The following is a 21009-nucleotide window of genomic DNA, read 5'->3' on the forward strand; positions in this document are numbered from 1 at the left end:
TCAAGTCCTCGGATCGTAAGCATCTCGGCAGGCCTCACCGATGAACACCAACAGAGAAAGAATCAGCGCCAAGACAAAAAACGCCGTCAGCCCCAACCACGGCGCTTGCAGATTGCTCTTGCCCTGACCGATCAATTCGCCCAATGAAGCGCTGCCGGCGGGCATGCCGAAACCGAGAAAATCCAGCGCCGACAAGGTCGCGATCGCCCCGGTGAGAATGAACGGCAGATAGGTCAGGGTCGCGCTCATGGCGTTGGGGAGGATGTGCCGACTGATCACCTGCACATCGCCAACCCCCAGCGCCCGCGCGGCTTTCACGTATTCCAGACCGCGGCTGCGCAGGAATTCGGCGCGCACCACATCGACCAGACTCAGCCAGGAAAACAGCGCCATGATCCCCAGCAACCACCAGAAATTCGGCTCGACGAACCCGGACAGGATGATCAGCAGATACAACACTGGCAGCCCCGACCACACTTCCAGCAACCGCTGCCCGAGCAGATCGACCCAGCCACCGTAATAGCCTTGCAAGGCACCGGCCGCAATGCCGATCAGCGCACTGGCGGCGGTCAGTGCCAAGGCAAACAGCAGCGACACCCGCGTACCGAAGATCACCCGCGCCAGCACATCCCGCGCCTGATCGTCGGTGCCCAGCCAGTTCTCGCCGCTCGGTGGACTCGGTGCCGGTTCAGTCAGGTCGTAATTCACCGTATCGAAACCGAACGGGATCGGCGCAAACCACATCCGCCCGCCCTGCCCCTCGATCAGTTGCCGCACCTGCGCGCTGCGATAGTCCGGCTGGAACGGCAGTTCGCCGGCGAAATCCTGTTCGGTGTAGCGCTTGAACGCCGGGAAATACCACTGGCCCTGATACTCGACCAGCAGCGGCTTGTCATTGGCGATCAATTCGCCGCCCAGGCTCAGGCCGAACACCAGTAAAAACAGCCACAATGACCACCAGCCACGTCGATGGGCCTTGAACCGCGCCCAACGGCGCTGTCCTATGGGAGATAGAGTCAACATCAGGCAGTCCTCGCGGTGAAGTCGATGCGCGGGTCGACCAGCGTGTAGCACAGGTCGCCGAGGAGTTTTATCAGCAGGCCGAACAGGGTGAAGATGAACAGCGAACCGAACACCACCGGATAGTCGCGCGACACCGCCGCCTCGTAACTGAGACGGCCGAGGCCATCGAGGGAGAAGATCACTTCGATCAGCAACGAACCGCCGAAAAACACCGTCACCAGCGCCTGCGGTAATCCGGCGACCACCAGCAACATCGCGTTGCGGAACACGTGGCCGTATAGCACCTGACGCTGGCTGAGGCCCTTGGCCCGTGCCGTCACCACATACAGGCGCGAGATCTCGTTGAGAAAGCTGTTTTTGGTGAGGATGGTCAGCGTGGCGAATCCACCGATGACCAGCGCGGTGACCGGCAACACCAGATGCCAGAAGTAGTCCGCGACCTTGGCCCACGGCGACAGCTCGGCGAAGTTGTCGGAGACCAGTCCGCGTACCGGAAACCAGTCCAGCGCGCTGCCGCCGGCAAACACGATGATCAGCAGCAGAGCAAACAGAAACCCCGGCATCGCGTAGCCGACGATGATCGCCACGCTGCTCCAGACATCGAACGCCGAACCGTTGTGCACGGCCTTGCGGATGCCCAGCGGAATCGACACCAGGTAAGTGATCAACGTGGCCCACAAGCCCAGTGACAAGGTCACTGGCAGCTTCTGCCAGATCAGTTCGGTGACGCTGGCACCGCGGAAAAAGCTCTGGCCGAAATCCAGTTGCGCGTAGCTTTTGAGCATCAGCCACAGGCGCTCACCGGCCGGTTTATCGAAGCCGTACTGACGCTCGATATCGGCCACCAGTTTCGGGTCGAGACCCCGGGTGGCGCGGGATTCGCCACCGATGGTTTCAACATGACCACCGCCCACCGCCGCACCGACACCAATGCCCTGCAACCGGGCAATCGCCTGTTCCACCGGGCCACCCGGCGCGGCCTGCACGATGACGAAGTTGACCAGCAGAATGGCGAGCAACGTCGGCACGATCAGCAGCAGACGCCGCAGGCTATAACCCAACATGGGCGTACTCCTTTTGCTGTTGCTGCATCTGCGTGGCGGTCAGCGCGGTCGGGCTGATTTCCCACCAGGTATCGAGTCCGGCGTCATACAACGGCGCAGTCGCCGGACGACCAAAACGGTTCCACCACACCGTGGAAATTCCCGGTGGGTAGTAATTGGGAATCCAGTAATAACCCCACTGCAACACCCGATCCAGGGCATGGGCATGGCGCAGCAGGCTTTCGCGGTTGTCGGCCTGCACCAGCCCTTCGAGCAAGGCATCGACCGCAGGATCACGCAGCACCATGTAGTTGTTCGAGCCGGGATCGTCGGCGCCGTCGGAGCCGAAGTAATTGAACATCTCGCGCCCCGGCGCCTGGCTCACCGGGTAGCCGACGACGATCATGTCGTAGTCGCGATTGCGCACGCGGTTGGTGTACTGCGCGGTGTCGACCTGGCGGATATCGAAGCCGATGCCGATCTGCGCCAGGTTGCGCTTGAACGGCAGCAGCAGCCGTTCAAAGCCCTTCTGACCGTTGAGAAAAGTGAACTGCAGCGGCTCGCCATTGGCATTCACCAACTGATCACCACGGGGTTTCCAGCCGGCGGCTTCCAGCAGCTTCAAGGCCTGCAACTGCTCGGCGCGGATGTTGCCGCTGCCGTCGGTTTTCGGCGCTTCGAAGACTTGGGTAAACACCTCATCGGGGATTTTGCCGCGCCACGGTTCGAGGATTTTCAGTTCCTCGGCGTCCGGCAACTCGGTGGCCGCCAATGCGCTGTGCGAGAAGTAACTGCGCTGTCGCAGGTACATGCTGCGCATCATTTGCCGATTGCTCCATTCGAAATCCCAGAGCATGGCGATCGCCTGCCGCACCCGACGATCCTGAAACATCGGTTTTTGCAGGTTGAACACGAAACCCTGCGAACCTTGCGCAGCACCCGGCGCCAGATGTTCGCGAAGCAATTTGCCCTGCTCCAGCGCCGCCCCGGCATAGCCGATGGTGTAACTGGTCGCGGAAAACTCGCGGTTGTAATCGAAGCCACCGGCCTTGAGCACTTGCCGGGAAACATCGGTGTCGGCGAAGAACTCCACGCTCAAGTGATCGAAGTTATAGAGGCCGCGAGTGATCGGCAGGTCCTTGGCCCACCAGTCGGCAACGCGCTGAAATTTCACGCTGCGCCCGGCATCCACCGCGCTGATCCGGTACGGGCCGCTGCCCGGCGGGATCTCGAAACCGGCGCCCTCGGCGAAGTTGCGCGTACGCCACCAATGTTCGGGCAGCACCGGCAGCGTCGCCAAATCCAGTGGCAAGGTGCGGCTGTCATTGTTCTTGAAGTTGAAGCGCACTTGCGTCGGTGACTCCACCAGCACTTCGGCGACGTCACGAAACTGCTGGCGATATTTGAGGCTGCCCTGCGTGGTGAACAGTTCGAAGGTATAACGCACGTCTTCGGCAGTGATTGGCGTGCCGTCATCGAACCGGGCCTTGGGATTGAGGTAGAAGCGCAGCCAGCGACGATCCGCATCCAGTTCCATCTGCTTCGCCACCAGACCGTAGACGCTATAGGGTTCGTCCTTGCTGCGATAGGCCAGCGGCGCGTAGAGCCAGCCGTCGATGTCGGCGACGCCGGTGCCTTTGTCGATGTACGGAATCAGGTGATCGAACGGGCCGCTTTCCAGTGAGGAGCGGCGCAGCGTCCCGCCCTTGGGGGCGTTGGGGTTGGCGTAGGCCAGGTGTTGAAAGTCCGGGGCATATTTGGGGGCTTCGCCGTAGACCGTTAACGCGGGTTGCGGGGCGGCCGAACTGAATGGGCTTGAGAGCGCAAAAGCGCTGAGCAGAATGAGCCTGGATAGCATTGGCAGATCCTTTCACAAGGTGTTGCTACTGGCCTCTTCGCGAGCAAGCCCGCTCCCACAAGGAAGTTGTGCTCACCGCAGATTCCCTGTGGGAGCGGGCTTGCTCGCGAAGAGGCCAGTACAGTCACCAAACCTTCTGCCTACCTGTGATGTGCAACAGGCCGGCGATTTTTATAGGGCAGGCTTAGATCAATAAGTGACTAAAACCCGCCGCGTCTGGGCATTCTCAGAACTTGTAATTGACCCGCGTGTACAGCGTCCGCCCGAACGGGTCGCCGTATTTCGGGTCGTAGCCGCTCTGGAAGGTGTAGGTCTGGTTGCTGAACGGTGGCTCGCGGTCGAACAGGTTCTTCGCGCCGAGGGTCACGCTCAGGGTTTTGCGCCAGGTGTAGGTGCCGGCCAGATCCCAGACGTTGTACGAGCCAACGTAATCGTGGGTCTCGCGGTCGGAGTCGTGGTAACCGCTGGTGTAGCGGTTGGTCAGGGCGATACCGTAGGGGCCGTAATTCCAGCTGCCGGCCAGGCTGTGGCGCCAGCGGGCCACGGCACCGGCCGAGGAAAAGTCGCCCCCACGGAAATCGCCGAGCTTGTCGATGTAGTCGCCCTTGAGTTGCTGCTGGTACTCGTAGCGGCTGACATAGGTGCCTTGCAGGCCGATGCCGAAGTTGCCGTACGGGGTGCTCGGCAAGCGGTAGTCGAAGCTGACGTCGACGCCATTGGTCTTGATTTTGCCGAGGTTGGCCAGCCCGGTGACGATGTGATCAATGGAGCCGTCCGGCTTGCGCACCAGGCGCTCGGGGTACAGCTCCGGGTTTTCGAACACCGCCGATTCCGGGAATTCGGCGATCTGGTTGGCGATGTTGATCCACCAGAAATCCAGCCCGGTGCTCAGGCGCTCGAATGGTTGATAGACGAAACCGAGGGTGACGTTGCGCGCGGTTTCCGGGCTCAGGTCAGTGTTGCCTCCGGTGCGGCTGTAAAACTGCTGGGCGCAGTCGCGGTTGGCGATGCCGCCGTTGCTCGGGTTGCCACCGGCACACAGTCGCGGGTCGTTGTAGTTGGCGACGGTGAACGTGGTGAAGTTCGGGTTGTACAGCTCATACAACGACGGCGCGCGAAAACCTTCACTGTAGGCGCCGCGCACCACCAGTTCCTTGAACGGTTGGAAGCGGAACGAGTACTTCGGGTTGGTGGTGCTGCCGAAGTCGCTGTACTTGTCGTGGCGCACGGCGGCGGACAATTCCAGGCTGTCGAGCACTGGCACGTTGACCTCGGCGTACTGCGCCGAGACGCTGCGATCCCCGGCGACGCTGGCATTGGGGTCGACACCCAGGCTCTGCACATCGGCGGCGAACTGGGCAAAATCCTGATGAAAATCTTCCTTGCGGTATTCGCCACCCAGCGCCAGTGCCGAAGGGCCGGCGCCGAACCAGTCACCGATCTCACGACTGACACGCCCGTCAATCGCCTTCACCCGCCCTACCGCCGTCGAGTAATCGCCGTCCACCGCATTGGCTGCCAGCAACGCCTGACCGGCAGCGGTCTGCGCGCCAAACGGGTTGATGATGCCGTTGGCAATACCGGCGCTGACGGCGCGGTCGTTGACGTAGCCGGCCTCGATGGCATTGACCACTTTGTTCTGGTTGTACGACGCGCCGACGTTGTAGTCCCAACCAACCACGCTGCCGTCGAAGCTCAACAGCAAACGCTGGCCGGTGTTGTCGTCTTCGTGCTGGCGCGCGCCTACGGCGGTTTCGCGCCAGTTCACATCCACCGGTTGCGTCGGGTCGAGGGCGAAACCGTTGGGGCCGGGAGTAATGCCGTTACCGGGATAGAACGTCGTGCCGGGATTGACCTGATTGCCCATCAGCGTACCGGGGCCGATCTGCGTGCGGTTTTCATTGCGAGCCCAGAAGTATTCGAGGCTGACGTTGTGATCATCCGCGAGCTTGCCGGTGGCTTTGGCGAAAGCCGAGGTCTTCTCGGTTTCCGGCACCAGATCGAGGTAGTTCCACAGGCTCTGGCGGCAGATGCCATTGCGCGCCAGCAACCCCGGTGCATTGCAAGCGGAACTGGCCAGTGGATTGGTGGCGTTGCTGCCCTGACTCCAGTTGGCCGGCGATGCGGTGCCGGAGGTGTAATCGAGGCCGCGTCCCGGCTGATAGTTGTAGGTGTAACCACGGTCTTCGGCAGCCAGTCGTTGCTGCTTGTCATGACTGACCACGCCGAATACGTTGAAACGGTCATCCTGCAAATCGCCAAAACCCCAGCTGCCGCTGAAGTTACGACTTTCCCCACCGCCGGCATGGGTCGGCGTGTCGTAGTTGGTGCTCAGTTGGCCTTCGGTGAGGCTGGTCTTGGTGATGAAGTTGATCACCCCGCCGATCGCATCGGTGCCGTACAACGCCGAAGCGCCGTCACGCAGGACTTCGACGCGATCAATGGCGGCGAACGGAATGGTGTTCAGGTCAACCCCGGAGCCATTGATCGCATTGGTCGCGTTGTTACTCAGCCGCCGGCCATTGAGCAGTACCAGCGTCTTGTTCGGGCCGATGCCGCGCAAATCGGCATACGACGCCCCGCCGCTGCTCGAACCCACCGAACGACCGGAGCCGACCGAGGACTGGTTGGCGGAAATCCGGCTGACCAGTTCTTCGGTGGTGCTCACCCCCTGCTCGCGCAGTTCTTCAACTCGCAGAATGGTGACCGGCACCGCGGTTTCCGCATCGACCCGGCGAATCGCCGTGCCGGTGACTTCCACCCGTTGCAACTGGGTCGTGGGTTCGTCGCTAGCGACTGCCGGCAAGGTATTGATCGCCAGCAGCAAGGCCAGGCTCAAACGGGATCTAACGGGTGAAAAATGGATCATGAACAGCCATCCCTGCGTTTTGGTTTATGCAGGGATGTGCAATGGACAGCAGGGTTTTATAGAGCTCGATTTAGACCGTTGGGTGATGAGGTTATGCAAAAAATGGCACGTGTGGATCAAGCCAGCTCCATCTCCCTCAGCAACCGTGTATCCAGCCCGAATCGCTCCTGGGAAACCATCCTGAACTGCCCTTCCGCCAATTCGCAGCTCACCAGCAGATTCCACGAGTGCCGGGTTGCCGCCGAAGGGATCAGTACAAACGGATGCTCTGCCAACAACGCATCGGCGAACAATTGTTGATTGGGGGAAGGCTTGGCGGGGCTCAACCAATAAGGATTCGGCACATCCTCCGGCTGGACGATTTTCACTTTTGCTTCGCTGACGACCTCAAAACACGTGAGCACATAAGGTTCACTGTCCAGCGCATCAAAGCTGTGATTGGCTGCCACCTCCAGAATGGCCGACGACGGATCGACTGATGCATAAACGACTCGCCGCCCGGGTATGTTCCATCGGCCACCATTGAGATTCGAACCCATCCCGCTGTCCCACGTCCCGCCATAAACCTCGGGGTCCAGCCGCCAGGCATACCAGTGCTCGTCCCAGGGCAAAGGATTCATGTGTAAACCCCGTATATCAGTTGCCCCAGATACTGCTCCACCATCTGAAACCCCAGTGAATGCCGAATAAACTCCACCGGTACGCGACCGTTCAGGTAGGTGCTGGGCTTGCGCAGCCACTCCTCGGCCCGTGACTGCCTCCCGAAGGCGCGAGTGGCCTTTTCCAGCACCAAGGCATATTGGTAGGCGACGACGCTCTGCTGCGGGTCAAGCCGTACCTTTTTACCTTCCTTCAGTAACCGGCGTACGGTGCTGACCGACTTGCCGGTGATGCGTTTGACCATGTCGCCTTGCAGATAAAGCTCAGAGGTTGAAAGCATGTTGACGACATCGTTCAGCTCAAAACCTTCGTCGGTCAGGTCAACGATCAGAAAGGCATCGTCACCTATGTTCCGGCCATTCACGAGCAAGTCGACAGGTCTGCCCTCGGCCCTCTTCACCCCCGTCAGCCGGGGTACCTTGACGCTGGGCATCGTGACCTCCTCCATGGGGCATCTGGCACGATCGGTGCGCCAGTGAAGGCGATGGGAATAAGCAGGCGTTTCGTATTCGAGGTGGGGAGTTCGCATAATCCATCCGTTATCAGAGGCCTGAGCGTCCAAGCCGTTTACGACTTCAATGTCATGTCCGATGCTATAGATCGCGCTTCCGACGACCAACCTGAGAATGTCGTCGGAAATATCCCCGTTTCTGCGAAATCCAGACCTGTTTCCGTAGGACATTACCCACGAATACCGCGCGCTCAACTGCCGAAGTGATAACTCACATCCAGCCACCACTGCCGCCCGTACGGGTCATAGTTACCGGTCGGGTAATACGGCCAGCCAGCCGAGTCATCGTGTTTGATCTGGTTGAGCACGTTGTTCACGGTCAGCCCGACGCTGGCGCGGTCATTGAGTTTGTATCGCGCACTGGCGTTGAACACCGTCCACGGCGACAGGCGCCCGTCACCCGCGCCGTTGGTCACGGAGCCGTAACGAATGCCCATCAGCGTCGCCGTGGCCTTCTGGTAATCCCAGGTCAGGCTGGCGTTGACCTTGCTGCGCCAGTCGTAGTTGGTGCGCGAGGTGCGCCAGTCCTGGGTCGGCGCCTCGTCGGACTCCTTGTAGAAATGCGATAGCACCAGGGTGTAGCCCAGCGCCGAACTGAACGCGCCGTACTGGCCGGCGCCCCAGCGGATGTTGCTCTTGAAGTCCAGACCGCTGACCCGCTCGCTGGCGGCGTTGATCGCATTGACCCGTACCCGTTGCAACTGATTCGGATCGATGGCGGCATTGCCCGGGTTGCGGTCGATGCGTGCCAGGGTCGATTGGCAGTTGGCCGAATTGATGTCCTGGGTGCCGTTGCGGCATTCGTTCTCTTGCTGCAACAGGCGGTTTTCGTCGACGGTGGTCAGCAGGTCGTCGATCTCGACCCGCCAGAAATCGGTGGAGAAATCGAAATTGCGCGACGGCGACCAGACAAACCCATAGGTCCAGGACTTGCCGCGTTCGGACTCAAGCTCCGGGGTACCGCTCTGGGTGTAGTCGACCCGCCCGCGATCACACGCACCCTGCACGCCCTGGCTGCAACCGTAGTAGTCGATCTGCGCCGGGTAGTAACCGTTGCTGTCGGACTGGTAGATGTAGTTCAGGTCCGGCGCGCGGAAACTGGTGCCGTAACTGCCGCGCAGCAAAAGACTGGTGATCGGGCGCCATTCGAGGCCGAGGTTATAGGTTTTCTGCTGCTCGCTGCGGCCGCTGAATTTGTATTGGTCCCAACGCCCGGCGGCGGTGGCCAGCACGGTGTCGGTCACCGGAATGCTGAACTCGCCACCGGCGGCGTAGCGCTTGCGCGAACCGCCGGAGCTTTGCGCCGGGCTCACGCCATAAAAAGTGCCGTTATTCAGCCCGTCGTCCGGGTCGACGCGATATTCCTGCTTGCCCGCTTCCAGCACGCCGGCAAATCCCACCGGGCCGGCCGGCAGGTCAAACAAGTCGCCATTGATCGAGGCGTTGTAGCTGGTGGAAACCGACTTGCTGCGCTGGGTCAGGTTGCTGCGAAACTGCTCCCACTCTTGTGGCGTCAGCGGGCGATCGAGGCGCGAGGCGTCCGGGGCGAACACCGGATAACCGCCACTCACGCCCAATTGCGGGCCGAGGTAGAAATCCTGAATCGATGACAGCGGCGTGTAGCGCGTGGTTCGGACGCTGCGGTACTCCGAGCGGTTGGCCGCCAGATCATAGCTCCAGCCGGTGTCGGCGATCTTGTCCGAGAGGCCGAGGGTGCCGGTCCATGAAGTGTCGGTCCACTTGCTGTTGTTGCTGGTGCGACCACCGATTTCCTCTTCACCGTAACGGCGATACCAGCGCTCGAGATTGCCGCTGTTCTGGTTGATGAAGTCCGGCGAAGTAAAAGTCGGGCCACGGGTGTTGTTCTGGATGTGATCGAGGCCATACATCAAGTCGGCAAACACCTGACCGCTGTCGCTGAAGTGCCAGGTGCCGCGGGTGTAGCCGTCGTAGTTTTCCTTTTGCGTCTGGATCGTCCAGTAATCGTTGTACATCTGATCGGTGCGGCAACGACCCGCGTTGCTCAGCAGCTTGTTATCGAAAGTGCCTTGATAGGCGCCGCAACCGGGGCCGAGGTAGCGGTTGTTGCTCAGGTCGCGACGGTAACCGACATCCGCCAGCGGGCCGCTCTGCATGAAGCCGCGATCGTCGGCCCAGATCGGATCGCGGTTGGTCAGCTCCAGGCCGAACAAGCCGTCGAAGTCACCCCAACTGCCACCGCCGCTGATTTGCAGGCGCTGATTGTCGCCACCGCCGCGCTCGCTGGTGCCGCCCTTGAGATTGACGTCGACGCCATTGATCTGCTTCTTGAGGATGATGTTGACCACCCCGGCAATCGCGTCCGAACCGTAGATCGCCGAGGCGCCGCTGCTGAGAATTTCGATACGTTCGATGACTGCCGAGGGAATGTTCGCCAGGTTGGTGAAGTTGACCTTGCCATCGTATGGCGTCGGGTAATCGGCGACGCGCCGGCCGTTGATCAGCACCAGCGTGTGATTGGGGCCGAGGCCACGCAGGTTGATTGCGCTGGCTGCTGGCTGCCAGGTGTTGCCGTAGTCCTCGCCCTGGGTCATGCCGGTGTTTTGCGTCTGCGTTGCCAAGGCATCGTAGACGTTCTTGTAGCCGCGCGCTTCCATTTCTTCATGGGTGATGACGTTGACCGGGGTCGCGCCATCACTCTGCGCACGGGCGATTCGCGAGCCGGTGACGGTGACTTTTTCCATGCGGTAATCGGCGCTGGTCGCCGGGGCCACGGCACTGACTTTGGCCGCCACCGGTGTGCTCGCCGCGCCTTCACGCACGCTCAGGCCCTGGGCACTTTGCTCGACTTGCAGGCCGCTGCCGAGCAAGGCCTTCTCGACGGCCTGACGCCCGCCCAACGCTCCGCGCACGGCACTGCTGCGTTTGCCTTGCACCAGATTCTGGCTGAAGGAAATCGGTACGCCGGTCTGGCGTGAAATGTCGAGCAAGACCTCGTCGAGCGGGCCGCTGGCGATGTCGAAGGTGTAGACCTGAGCGGCAGAATCCTGCGCATACACCGCGATCGGCCCCAGCCCCATCGCCAATGCGGCGGCGAGGGTCAGGCGCGGTAATTGTTGTTTGAATGAAATCATCAAGGGCTTCCCTGTTGAAGGCGTCTGCAGGGAATGAGCAGCGGGCCGGCGCTTTTTATAGGGCGGCGATTAGGCCAAGAAGTTATGACGCTATAACCGCGCGCCGATGCTGACCCAATAGGGGTTGTGCCAGGTGACGCGGATCGGCAGCGAGCGCTCCAGCAGTTGCAGGGTGCGGTCGCTATCGTCCAGCGGATAGAGGCCGCTCAGGCGCAGATCGGCCACCTCGGGACTCAGGTGCAGAATGCCCCGGCGATAGCGGCGCAGGCTGTCGATCACTTCACTCAGCGGCCGGTCGCGCACTTCCAGACGACCTTGCACCCAGGCACTTTCCTGGCCGGTGCTGCGCTCCAGAGCCAGAATGTCCTGAGCGTTGAACAGCAGGCTCTCCCCCGCCTCCACCACTTGCCGCGCACCACCAGCGGTGACCACTTCGACCTGCGAATGCAGCATCACCAGCCGCGTAGAATCGTCGCCCTGTTGCACCAGAAATTTCGTCCCTAGCGCCCGCATCCGCCCATGTTCGGTCTCGACCACGAACGGCCGAGCGGGATCCTTGGCGACGTCCACCAGCAACTCACCCGAGCGCAACGCCAGCAAGCGTTGAGTCGCATCGAATCGCGCCACCACCCGCGTCCGCGCATTCAGGCTCAGCGCACTGCCATCCTCCAGGGTGAAATCGCGTCGCTCGCCGGTGCCGGTCGCTAACTCCCCCGCTTCCGGCAGCCAGCCATAGCGGCGCCCGAGCAACCCGGCCAGCACCGCGATGCCGAGTACACTCAAGCTGCCACTGACAAAGCGCCGCCGGCTCGACGGCGCATTCAGGCTGTGCAGCAGACTGTTGCGTGGCAACCCGCGCAAGTTCGGGTTGCGCAGCAGGTTAAGGCCGCCGCCCATTTGTTCGATGATCCGCTGATGGCGCGGATCAGCCGCGCGCCACGCTTCGAACGCCGCACGCTCGCCAGCGCTGGCCTCGCCGGACTGCAACAGCGCCATCCACTGCGCCGCCTCATCGATCACCGCCTCGTCCGGCCTCATGCCTGCATCGCCTGATAGCAGCGTTTGAAGGCTTCGACCATGTACTGCTGCACACGGCTAGTGGAAACCCCGAGCCGTTTGCCGATTTCGCTGTAGGTCAAACCGTCGAGCTGATGGTAGAGAAACGCGGCTTTGGCCTTGGCCGACAAGCCATTGAGCAAGCGATCGACCGCCAGTAACGCCTCGATCACCAGCGCGCGTTCTTCCGGCGATGGATGCACCGGTTCCGGCGCCAGCGCCAGGCTTTCCAGATAGGCGCGTTCCAGATCCTGGCGGCGCCAGCCTTCATAGACCAGCCGCCGGGCGATGGTGGTCAGCAGCGCCCGCGGCTCGCGAATGGCGCTCGGGTCCGGCAGGGCCAGCACCCGTAAAAAAGTTTCCGAGGCGATGTCCTGCGCGCTGTGCGGGCAACCCAGCGTGCGGCCAACGGCAGCGCACAGCCAGCGATAGTCCTTTTGGAACATGTGCCCAATCATCCGGTAATGCGGGTTTTGAACATCACCCATGCCTTGCTCCCTGAAACGGGTCCCACCCGCTGCGAAAAACCATCGTTCTGCCGGGATCGTCCGGCTCTTGATCAGGCGCGACTGTGCAATAGCGTTGCGGACATTTGAAGTAATTAAAAATCAGGATAAGCAAACCATTGAGAATAAGGCGCTCCGTCGCCGCAGAAATATTGACTGACACAACGTTGACCCTGATCAGTTGCCAGCGCGCAGCCACTCTCTAATCTGCGCGCTTCATCGAACGCCAAGGACGGCTCACCGGGAGCCCGCGGCTATCCCTTCAAGGAAGAAAACCATGCGATCACTGAAGATTATTCTGCTGTCATCGGCCTTCAACGGCCTCACTCAACGCGCCTGGCTGGAACTGCGTCAGGCCGGGCACTCGCCCAGCGTCGTGGTGTTCACCGACGAGGCGTCGGTGTGCGAACAGATCGAACACAGCGGCGCCGATCTGGTGATCTGCCCGTTCCTCAAGGATCGCGTGCCGCACGCACTGTGGAGTAATGCGCAGCGCCCGGTGGTGATCATCCACCCGGGCATCGTCGGCGATCGTGGCGCCAGCGCGCTGGACTGGGCGATCACCAACGAACTCACACGCTGGGGCGTGACCGCGCTGCAAGCGGTGGAAGAAATGGACGCCGGCCCGGTCTGGGCCACCTGCGAATTCAATCTGCCGTCGGGCTTGCGCAAGTCCGAGCTGTACAACGGGCGGGTCAGCGATGCGGCGATTCGCTGCATTCGCGAAGTGGTCGAGAAATTCATCGACGGCTTCGTTCCGGTCGCACTGGATTACACCGACCCAAAAGTCCGGGGGCGCTTGCAGCCAAACATGAAGCAGGACGACCGCACCTTCAGCTGGCACGACTGCTCGCGGTTCATCAAACGCTGCATTGACGCCGCTGACGGCCAGCCCGGGGTCTTGGCAAGCCTGGCCGGCGGGCAGTATTACGTGTACGACGCGCACCTCGATCAGCGCACTGGCATTCCCGGCAAAATCCTCGCGGTGCATGACGACGCGGTGCTGGTGGCGACCGGCGATCACAGCCTGTGGATCGGCTCGCTGCGGCGCAAACCACTGCCCGGCGAAGAGACCTTCAAGCAACCGGCGCGGCATGTGCTGGCCGGGCAACTGGACGGCGTGCCGACCCTCGACTGGTCGATCGCCAGCGAGCCGTTCAACGACGAGGCGTATCAGCCGATCCGCTACCGCGAATCCGGGCATGTCGGCGAGCTGACTTTCGAGTTCTACAACGGTGCGATGAGCACCGAACAGTGCCAGCGCATGGTTGAAGCGCTGCGCTGGGCCAAGTCTCGGGACACTCGCGTGCTGTTGATCAAGGGCGGGCGCGGCAGCTTCTCCAACGGCGTGCACCTGAACGTGATCCAGGCGGCGCAGGACCCGGGCGCTGAAGCCTGGGCGAATATTCAGGCAATCGACGATGTCTGCGCCGAACTGCTCAGCGCGCGGCAACTGGTGGTCAGCGGCGTGACCGGCAATGCCGGGGCTGGCGGCGTGATGCTCGCACTGGCTGCTGACATCGTGTTTGCCCGCGCGGACATCGTGCTCAATCCGCATTACAAGAGCATGGGCCTGTATGGCTCGGAATACTGGACCTACAGCCTGCCGCGCGCCGTCGGCCCGGCGATGGCCGAGCAACTGACCCAGGCCTGCCTGCCGGTCAGTGCCACGCAGGCGCTGCAGCTGGGCATGGTCCAGGAAATCGGCCCGCGCTGCCCGGATGAGTTTTCCTTGTGGTTGCTGCAACGGGCCAACGCGGCACTGACCGACCCGACCTACGCTGCCGTGCGCGAGCGCAAGTTGCGGGTTGATCAGGTGCTGATCCAGCAATGTCGGGAAAGCGAACTGCAAGAGATGCAGGAAGACATGCTCTACAACCGCAACCAGTTTGCCGAGAAGTGCAGCCACTTCGTCTACAAGCGCAAAGCCTGCGGCACACCGGCGCGATTGGTGGAAGACTGGGCGCGGGTGCGCAAGGTTGAGTTGGCGGGTTGAGCTTCACCGCCACTACGGCCTCATCGCTGGCAAGCCAGACTCCCACAGGTTACTGCGGCGCTCACAGAACTTGTGAGCGACATAAAACCTGTGGGAGCTGGCTTGCCAGCGATGGCGGTGGGTCAGGCAATGCTGGTTTGGCAGCCAGACACCATTCGCGAGCAGGCTCGCTCCCACAGGATTTCGGGTCGTTCGCGAAATCGATGGGCCAGCGCAGGACCCTGTGGGAGTGAGCCCGCTCGCGATGAACGATGACGCGGTGGCGAGCCGGCACTTACAATGCCCGCACCTCAGACACCGGCCCGCCCATGGACATCGACCTCGCCCGCACCTTTCTGGAAATCGTCCGTCACGGCAGCCTCGCGGCGGCGGCGCAGAAGTTGTTCGTCACGCAGACGGCGATCACCGCCCGGGTGCAGAAACTCGAAAGTCAGCTGGGCAGTACGCTGTTCGTGCGCAACCGCGCCGGGGCGAAACTGACTGCCAACGGCGAGGCCTTCGTGGTCTACGCCAATCAACTGGTGCAGACCTGGGAAGCCGCACGGCGCGACCTGCCGCTGCTGGACGGCTATCACAACGTGCTGCACATCGGCGGCGAAGTCAGCCTGTGCAACCCGTTGATGCTCAGTTGGGCCGCCGAACTGCGCGATAAGATCCCCGGCCACGCCCTGCGCATGGAAATCCGCGACGGCGAAAACCTGCTGCGCCAACTCGAACTCGGCGTGCTCGATGCCGCGCTGGTCTATCAGCCGGAATACTGGCCCGGCCTGCAGGTCGAGCAGGTGCTGGAAGAGAAACTGATTCTGGTGCGTGCGCCGAACCGCCCGGATCCCTATGTCTACATCGACTGGGGGCCGGATTTTCGTCGCCAGCACGACGCCGCACTGCCGGACAAGGCCAAAGCCGCGCTGAGTTTCAACCTCGGCCCGTTGGCCCTGCAATACATCCTCGAACATGGCGGCAGTGGCTACTTCCGTACCCGTGTGGTGCGCAGCTATCTGGAAACCGGCGCACTGGAAGCGGTCACCAAAGCCCCGGAATTCGGCTATCCAACCTATCTGGTGTATGCCCGCGAGCGCGACTCGGCGACGCTGCAACAGGCGTTCGATCTGCTGCGCCAGGTGATCGCCACCGATGACGACTGGTCGCAACGCTGGAACCCGCTGAGCTGAGTCGGCCGCTTTACACCGGAGCATGGCGCAAGTGCCGCCAAGGTGCGGCCTGCACAAACGGCCGGATCGGCTAATCTGCCGGGTATAACAACAATACCCACAGGTGAACGCAGTGAGGCAGACCACCGAGGCATTCCGCAGCCGCTATCGCGCGGCCATTCATCCGTTGTACAACCCGTGGCTGCACGGCGCCTTCGTGCTGCTGTTCGGCGTGCTGGCGATCGGCGCCTTCTGGAGCAGCGCGCATCAGGTGCAGCCGCTGGAATGGCTGAGCGTGCCGCTGACCCTGCTGCTGTTCAACTTTGGCGTGTACATGGTTCATCGCCATCTCGGTCACCACAAAAAGACTTTCGCCAAGCTGTTCTATGCCCGGCATGCGGGCGACCATCACAGCTTTTTCACCCCCGGCCACATGACGTATGACGGTGCCCGCGACTGGCGGGTAATTCTGTTTCCGGCCTGGTTGATCGTCGTGCATACACTGGTTTTCACCCTGCCGCTGTGGTGGCTGCTCGCGCAGTTCAACACCAATGTCGCCGGGCTGTTCGGCGGCTGCATGGTCTTGGGTTATCTGACCTACGAGGTGTTTCACGCCTGCGAGCATTTGCCACCGCACAACCTGCTGACCCGCCTGCCATGGATCCGCCAGATGCGGCATCTGCACGAGCTGCATCACCGCCGTGAGTGCATGCAGGAGCGTAATTTCAATATCGTTTTCCCGCTGATGGATTACCTGTTCGGCACCCTGTACTGGGAACCGCCACCCGCCCCGTTGCGCTATTCGAGATCGCCCATGACCCGCATGCAGCACCAGATCGATATCGCCGGCGAACCGATCGCCGTGCTCCGCTACGCCGCCAGCGTCAACCACTGGCCCGAGTGGCACCCGTCCTCGCTGAAAATCGACGGCCCGCAAGGCCCGCTGCATGCTGGCGCGCGTTTCGAAGAAGACATTCATGCCGGCGGGCGCGCCGGCCATTTGCGCTGGGAGGTCACCGAGTATCTGCCCGGTCGCCGCTGGTGCGCCAAGGCGCGGGGCGATCATGGCTTGTCGCTGTTGCTGACCTACGAGTGCGCGGCGCAAGGCGACGGCACGCGGTTCCTGCGCACTCTGGATTACCGGTTCGATGGCCTTGGCATGCGCCTGGCCAATCTGCTGCTGCTCAAGCGGCGCATCGAACGTGAATCGGCGACCTCGATGCAGGCCCTGCGCGACATGGCGCTCAGGCACCTGACGCTGACGGGGCACCTTTCATGAAGCGTCTGCTGTTATTGCTGGTGATCCTCGTCATCGCGTTTCTGCTGCTGATGCCGACCAAGGTGCAGCCGGTGGCGTGGAAACCGCCAGCGGCGCCGTCACTGAACGAAGGGGTCTACGCGGAAAACCAGCGGCTCAAGGCCGTCGAACAGGTTGGCCCGAGCGACATCGACGGCCCCGAAGCACTGCTGCTGGAGGGCGGTTACCTGATCACTGGCCTGCATGACGGGCGACTGATCCGCACGAGCCTCGATGGCAAGGAGCGCAAGGTGCTGAGCGACACTGGCGGCCGGCCGCTGGGCCTGGCGCGGCATCCCAATGGTTTGCTGGTGATTGCCGACGGGGTCAAGGGTCTGCTGTCGCTCGACGCCCAGGGTCAGTTGATTCCTCTGACCACCGAGGCCAATGGCCTGCCTTTCGGTTTCACTGACGACGTGGCGATCGACAAGTCCGGGCACTACGCCTATTTCAGCGATGCCAGCAGCCGCTGGGGTTACGGGCATGACGGTGAGGCGATCATTGAACATGGCGGTGACGGGCGCCTGCTGCGCTATGACTTTCAGACCGGCAAGACCAGCGTGCTGCTGGACAAACTGCAGTTCGCCAACGGCGTGACCCTCGGCCCGGATGACGCTTATGTGCTGGTCAACGAAACCGGCGCCTACCGCATCAGTCGTTACTGGCTGACGGGACCCAAGGCCGGCACCCATGACCTGTTCATCGACAACCTGCCCGGCCTGCCGGACAACCTCGCGTTCAATGGCAGCAACCGCTTCTGGGTCGCGCTGTACGCACCGCGCAGTGCCTTGCTCGACGGCACCGCTGGGCATCCGCGGGTGCGCAAAATGATCGTGCGCGCGCTGACGGTGCTGCCAAAACCGGTGGAGAAACGCGGGTTCGTCCTGGGGCTGGATCTTGAGGGCAAGGTGATCGCCAATCTGCAGGACGCCAGCAGCGGCAATTACTCGCCGATCACCACAGCGCGCGAGTATGGGGACTGGTTGTATCTGGGGTCGCTGAAGGCTACGCACATGGCGCGGCTGCCGTTGGCGGATGCATTGAAATGATGCATGGCAAATGTGGGGGCTGTAATTCCAATGTGGGAGCGAGGTTGCTCGCGAAAGTGGTGTGTCAGGCAACGATAATGTTGAATGGGCTGGCCTCTTCGCGAGCAAGCCCGCTCCCACAGGTTCAAGCGGCTGGCACAACCTTTGTGGACACCTGAAAATCCTGTGGGAGCGGGCTTGCTCGCGAAGTCGGACTATCAGTTGCCCGATCTGTCGAACTTGTCCGGATCTTCGTCTTCAGGAAGATCTTCGTCCGGCTCTTCGGGAAAAGTGGTGGTGTGTGCCGGGCTGTTGGGCTCAGGGTGAGTGGGAACCGGGTCGAAACCGCCCTGCTCTTCACTGGGGAATCTGGGTTTGTTCATGGGGCACCTCGCAAAGAGTCGCTGAGTGAAGACTCTGTACATTCGAGGTGCCGGTCAGGGGCTGCGTTCAGTCATTTCACCATTTTGAAGCGGTGAAGCGACTGACGGTCAGGATCGAGCCTGCAACTGCGCGACGATCTTGTCTTTGACCTGCAAGCGTTTCTCTTTGAGTTTCTTCAGGGTGTCATCGCTGGGTGCATCCGAGGTCGCCGTCTCGGCCTTGACTACTTCGGCGTCCGCCTGGGAATACTTGTTGATCAGTGCATCCAGAAATGGATCCTCGGTGCGTTTTTGCTGGACCTCTTCCTTCGTTAGCTTCAAGTCCTGATACAGGTCATGAGTCACCGGCATGGAACACCTCCGTCAGTTGATCGGCAACCAACGCGACCGATTGCGCTGGCAGTTATCAGAATGGCCTTGGTCGGGCCGTTCTGTCGACCACCTGTCAGACCAGCGGTTGCCGTTCGTCGCCCTGTCGGAAACGCGATCAAACCTTTTTCCGCTGCGCTCCCTCCATTGCATAACGTCAACAAAAACCTGTGTGGAGATACATCAATGGACGGATTCAACCTGCGTCATCTCGTTCTGGCTGTCGCGCTGAGCAGCGGCATGGGCAGTGCCTTCGCCGCCACTTCCAACGACTTCGTCGACAACGCCGCTGCCGGTGGCATCGCGGAGATCGAGACCAGTCGCCTCGCCCTGGAAAAAAGTCAGTCGGCCGACATCAAGGCGTTCGCCAACATGATGATCACCGACCACAGCAAGGCCAACGACGAACTGGCGAGCATTGCCAAGGCCAATGACATCGATGTCCCGGACACCACGACTCTGGTCAAGCAGGCCAAGGAAAAGATCCTCGACATGCGCGATGAATCCTTCGACGCGGCCTACGCCAACAACCAGGTCAAGGCCCACGAAGAAACCATCGAGCTATTCAAGAAAGAAGCCAACACCGTGACCGACGACAAAGTCAAAGGCGCCCCCGAACTGAAAGCCTTTGCGCAGAAAATGCTCCCAGCATTGGAAAAACACCTGACCGCGGCCAAAGAGCTGCAAGCCAAGCACCCGAGCAAGTAACCCGGGCGCTGTACAGCAAAAGGCCGCATTGATTAATGCGGCCTTTTTTTGTTTCAGCGCGATCAGCCGCCGTCAGTATCGATGTCGGCATCGGTTTCTTCACCGGGCTTCGGACGATCGGGCTCAGGTTCGAAACCGGGGCTGAACTCGTTGTTGTTGTCGGTGTGTTTGTTCTTTTGATCCACCGCCGGATCGGCGCTCTGCGCCTGCTCGGTGCCACCCGTGGGTTGCGTTGGCGGACTCTGTCCCGGCACTTGCGGGTCGATGGCCGGGTCGTTGCGATTGATCGGCTCTGTACCCTGGTTCTGTTGTTGCCTGGTTTGCTCGTTCATGGCTACCTCGTTTTTCACTACCGGCGCGACTCAAACCCGCCGGCCTTGTATGTTCGAAGCCGCTACGGTGCCAACGTTCAAAACATCGCTGGTTTCAGGGGCGCCGACTAGAGTTACCGGGGCATTGCTTGCGCCGGATCAAAAATATCCCTGAGCAACCGAACAACTATTTTGAACGGCAAAGGTCACTGACTTCGCACCGGTCACTTTTTACAGAACCGGCCCCAATACGCTACGGAGCAACAGGCACATGGCAGCACTGCAGAACAGCACATTCGATGCGATGAAAAACAAACAACCCCAACTGCTGAGCGAATGGATCAACGGCCTGGAAGCCAGCGGCGCCACCCGCAATCTCAAAGACCATGACCTGCAACAGCAGACCAGCGAATTCCTGCAACTGGTGATCAATGGCCTGCAGGATGACAACGGCACCAACATCAATGCGCCGGGTTGGGAAGCCACCCGCCAGTTCCTCGAAAAACTCTCCCACAGCCGTGCCCAGCTCGGTCAGGATTCGCAACAGACTGCCAGTTTCATCTTCGCCCTGAAGGGCCCGCTGTTTGCCCTGCTGCAAGCGCACTATAAAGAACAGCCAGCGCTGCTCGCCGAACAACTCTGGGAAATCTCCGAACTGTTCGACGCCTTCGGCATGCACACCATCCGCACCTTCCAGAAGTCCCGCGAAGCAGTGATCAAGCGCCAACAGGAAGAACTGCTGGAGCTCTCCACGCCGGTGGTCAAACTGTGGGACGGCGTCCTGGCGCTGCCGATGATCGGCACCCTCGATTCGCAACGCACCCAAGTGGTGATGGAGTCCTTGCTGCAACGCATCGTCGACACCGGTTCTGAAATCGCCATCATCGACATCACCGGCGTCCCGACCGTCGACACCCTGGTCGCGCAGCACCTGCTGAAAACCGTGACCGCGATTCGTCTGATGGGTGCCGATTGCATCATCAGCGGCGTGCGTCCGCAAATCGCCCAGACCATCGTCCATCTGGGCCTCGACCTGCAAGGCGTGGTGACCAAGGCCAATCTGGCCGACGCACTGAAGCTCGCCCTCTCCCGCCTGGGTATCAGCCTCGGCAAAGCGGTCTGAGCCG

At 61.4% G+C, this 21009-nt stretch carries 18 protein-coding genes; 6 read left to right on the forward strand and 12 right to left on the reverse strand.

The genetic code is table 11. The features are described 5' to 3' along the window. The 9 genes from V3W27_RS05115 to V3W27_RS05155 all read right to left on the reverse strand — a co-directional run bounded on the left by V3W27_RS05115 (position 1) and on the right by V3W27_RS05155 (position 12621). Positions 1-1023, reverse strand: a complete 1023-nt coding sequence (locus V3W27_RS05115; protein WP_330206073.1) for an ABC transporter permease — start codon at positions 1021-1023, stop codon at positions 1-3. Next, on the reverse strand, positions 1023-2087 hold the full coding sequence (locus tag V3W27_RS05120; protein ID WP_247269173.1) for a microcin C ABC transporter permease YejB: 1065 nt from the start codon (positions 2085-2087) through the stop codon (positions 1023-1025). Before V3W27_RS05120 ends, V3W27_RS05115 begins: the two co-directional genes overlap by 1 nt. Beyond that, positions 2074-3924 carry an extracellular solute-binding protein gene (locus V3W27_RS05125; RefSeq protein ID WP_330206074.1) on the reverse strand — a complete coding sequence of 617 codons (1851 nt, stop codon included), beginning with the start codon at positions 3922-3924 and terminating at the stop codon, positions 2074-2076. Before V3W27_RS05125 ends, V3W27_RS05120 begins: the two co-directional genes overlap by 14 nt. Before the next feature lie 226 nt (positions 3925-4150). Beyond that, entirely contained in the window at positions 4151-6793 is a 2643-nt protein-coding gene (locus tag V3W27_RS05130) for a TonB-dependent receptor (protein ID WP_330206075.1), read from the reverse strand. A 116-nt stretch (positions 6794-6909) separates the two neighbouring features. Then, a complete protein-coding gene (locus tag V3W27_RS05135; RefSeq protein ID WP_027613695.1) occupies positions 6910-7413 on the reverse strand; it encodes an RES family NAD+ phosphorylase in 504 nt (167 codons plus the stop codon). Further along, the gene (locus tag V3W27_RS05140; RefSeq protein WP_330206076.1) at positions 7410-7886 is read right to left on the reverse strand and encodes an MbcA/ParS/Xre antitoxin family protein; all 477 of its coding nucleotides are present in this window, start codon (positions 7884-7886) and stop codon (positions 7410-7412) included. Before V3W27_RS05140 ends, V3W27_RS05135 begins: the two co-directional genes overlap by 4 nt. Positions 7887-8155: 269 nt before the next feature. Beyond that, positions 8156-11077 (reverse strand): TonB-dependent receptor, encoded by a 2922-nt coding sequence (locus V3W27_RS05145; protein WP_330206077.1) that lies wholly within the window; start codon positions 11075-11077, stop codon positions 8156-8158. Positions 11078-11167: 90 nt separating this feature from the next. Next, positions 11168-12115, reverse strand: a complete 948-nt coding sequence (locus V3W27_RS05150; protein ID WP_247269167.1) for a FecR domain-containing protein — start codon at positions 12113-12115, stop codon at positions 11168-11170. Next, positions 12112-12621 carry a sigma-70 family RNA polymerase sigma factor gene (locus tag V3W27_RS05155; protein ID WP_103366928.1) on the reverse strand — a complete coding sequence of 170 codons (510 nt, stop codon included), beginning with the start codon at positions 12619-12621 and terminating at the stop codon, positions 12112-12114. Before V3W27_RS05155 ends, V3W27_RS05150 begins: the two co-directional genes overlap by 4 nt. Positions 12622-12916: 295 nt before the next feature. Between V3W27_RS05155 and V3W27_RS05160 the strand changes: the two genes are divergently transcribed. The 4 genes from V3W27_RS05160 (at position 12917) to V3W27_RS05175 (ending at position 18132) form a co-directional block, all read left to right on the forward strand. After that, the gene (locus V3W27_RS05160) at positions 12917-14635 is read left to right on the forward strand and encodes a hydrogenase maturation protein (protein WP_330206078.1); all 1719 of its coding nucleotides are present in this window, start codon (positions 12917-12919) and stop codon (positions 14633-14635) included. A gap of 308 nt (positions 14636-14943) precedes the next feature. Continuing rightward, positions 14944-15807, forward strand: a complete 864-nt coding sequence (locus V3W27_RS05165) for a LysR family transcriptional regulator (RefSeq protein WP_027613689.1) — start codon at positions 14944-14946, stop codon at positions 15805-15807. A 112-nt stretch (positions 15808-15919) separates the two neighbouring features. Further along, complete coding sequence (locus V3W27_RS05170) at positions 15920-17065, forward strand: sterol desaturase/SRPBCC family protein (RefSeq protein ID WP_330206079.1); 1146 nt, start codon at positions 15920-15922, stop codon at positions 17063-17065. Continuing rightward, on the forward strand, positions 17062-18132 hold the full coding sequence (locus V3W27_RS05175; RefSeq protein ID WP_330206080.1) for an SMP-30/gluconolactonase/LRE family protein: 1071 nt from the start codon (positions 17062-17064) through the stop codon (positions 18130-18132). The genes V3W27_RS05170 and V3W27_RS05175 overlap by 4 nt, the downstream gene beginning before the upstream one ends. A gap of 197 nt (positions 18133-18329) precedes the next feature. Here the strand turns inward: V3W27_RS05175 and V3W27_RS05180 are convergent, their stop codons facing one another. Continuing rightward, complete coding sequence (locus V3W27_RS05180; protein WP_167734148.1) at positions 18330-18494, reverse strand: hypothetical protein; 165 nt, start codon at positions 18492-18494, stop codon at positions 18330-18332. A gap of 108 nt (positions 18495-18602) precedes the next feature. After that, on the reverse strand, positions 18603-18845 hold the full coding sequence (locus V3W27_RS05185) for a DUF465 domain-containing protein (protein WP_027613686.1): 243 nt from the start codon (positions 18843-18845) through the stop codon (positions 18603-18605). Positions 18846-19049: 204 nt separating this feature from the next. Between V3W27_RS05185 and V3W27_RS05190 the strand changes: the two genes are divergently transcribed. Beyond that, complete coding sequence (locus tag V3W27_RS05190) at positions 19050-19571, forward strand: DUF4142 domain-containing protein (RefSeq protein WP_096796831.1); 522 nt, start codon at positions 19050-19052, stop codon at positions 19569-19571. 62 nt (positions 19572-19633) lie between these two features. Here the strand turns inward: V3W27_RS05190 and V3W27_RS05195 are convergent, their stop codons facing one another. Next, positions 19634-19903 (reverse strand): hypothetical protein, encoded by a 270-nt coding sequence (locus V3W27_RS05195; protein ID WP_247269164.1) that lies wholly within the window; start codon positions 19901-19903, stop codon positions 19634-19636. 250 nt (positions 19904-20153) lie between these two features. On the opposite strand from V3W27_RS05195, the gene V3W27_RS05200 reads away from it, so the two are divergent. Beyond that, positions 20154-21005: an STAS domain-containing protein gene (locus V3W27_RS05200; protein WP_096796830.1), complete on the forward strand. Its 852-nt coding sequence runs from the start codon at positions 20154-20156 to the stop codon at positions 21003-21005. The last annotated feature ends 4 nt before the right edge of the window (positions 21006-21009 follow it).

This window comes from Pseudomonas sp. AM14(2022) (assembly GCF_036346455.1).
GTDB classification, from domain to species: domain Bacteria; phylum Pseudomonadota; class Gammaproteobacteria; order Pseudomonadales; family Pseudomonadaceae; genus Aquipseudomonas; species Aquipseudomonas putida_A.

Excerpts from the sequence above, each read along its gene's own strand:
- V3W27_RS05115 (WP_330206073.1), bottom strand. The coding sequence starts at position 1,023 with ATGTTGACTCTATCTCCCATAGGACAGCGCCGTTGGGCGCGGTTCAAG.
- V3W27_RS05120 (WP_247269173.1), bottom strand. The coding sequence starts at position 2,087 with ATGTTGGGTTATAGCCTGCGGCGTCTGCTGCTGATCGTGCCGACGTTG.
- V3W27_RS05125 (WP_330206074.1), bottom strand. The coding sequence starts at position 3,924 with ATGCTATCCAGGCTCATTCTGCTCAGCGCTTTTGCGCTCTCAAGCCCA.
- V3W27_RS05130 (WP_330206075.1), bottom strand. The coding sequence starts at position 6,793 with ATGATCCATTTTTCACCCGTTAGATCCCGTTTGAGCCTGGCCTTGCTG.
- V3W27_RS05135 (WP_027613695.1), bottom strand. The coding sequence starts at position 7,413 with ATGAATCCTTTGCCCTGGGACGAGCACTGGTATGCCTGGCGGCTGGAC.
- V3W27_RS05140 (WP_330206076.1), bottom strand. The coding sequence starts at position 7,886 with ATGCCCAGCGTCAAGGTACCCCGGCTGACGGGGGTGAAGAGGGCCGAG.
- V3W27_RS05145 (WP_330206077.1), bottom strand. The coding sequence starts at position 11,077 with ATGATTTCATTCAAACAACAATTACCGCGCCTGACCCTCGCCGCCGCA.
- V3W27_RS05150 (WP_247269167.1), bottom strand. The coding sequence starts at position 12,115 with ATGAGGCCGGACGAGGCGGTGATCGATGAGGCGGCGCAGTGGATGGCG.
- V3W27_RS05155 (WP_103366928.1), bottom strand. The coding sequence starts at position 12,621 with ATGGGTGATGTTCAAAACCCGCATTACCGGATGATTGGGCACATGTTC.
- V3W27_RS05160 (WP_330206078.1), top strand. The coding sequence starts at position 12,917 with ATGCGATCACTGAAGATTATTCTGCTGTCATCGGCCTTCAACGGCCTC.
- V3W27_RS05165 (WP_027613689.1), top strand. The coding sequence starts at position 14,944 with ATGGACATCGACCTCGCCCGCACCTTTCTGGAAATCGTCCGTCACGGC.
- V3W27_RS05175 (WP_330206080.1), top strand. The coding sequence starts at position 17,062 with ATGAAGCGTCTGCTGTTATTGCTGGTGATCCTCGTCATCGCGTTTCTG.
- V3W27_RS05180 (WP_167734148.1), bottom strand. The coding sequence starts at position 18,494 with ATGAACAAACCCAGATTCCCCAGTGAAGAGCAGGGCGGTTTCGACCCG.
- V3W27_RS05185 (WP_027613686.1), bottom strand. The coding sequence starts at position 18,845 with ATGCCGGTGACTCATGACCTGTATCAGGACTTGAAGCTAACGAAGGAA.
- V3W27_RS05190 (WP_096796831.1), top strand. The coding sequence starts at position 19,050 with ATGGACGGATTCAACCTGCGTCATCTCGTTCTGGCTGTCGCGCTGAGC.
- V3W27_RS05195 (WP_247269164.1), bottom strand. The coding sequence starts at position 19,903 with ATGAACGAGCAAACCAGGCAACAACAGAACCAGGGTACAGAGCCGATC.
- V3W27_RS05200 (WP_096796830.1), top strand. The coding sequence starts at position 20,154 with ATGGCAGCACTGCAGAACAGCACATTCGATGCGATGAAAAACAAACAA.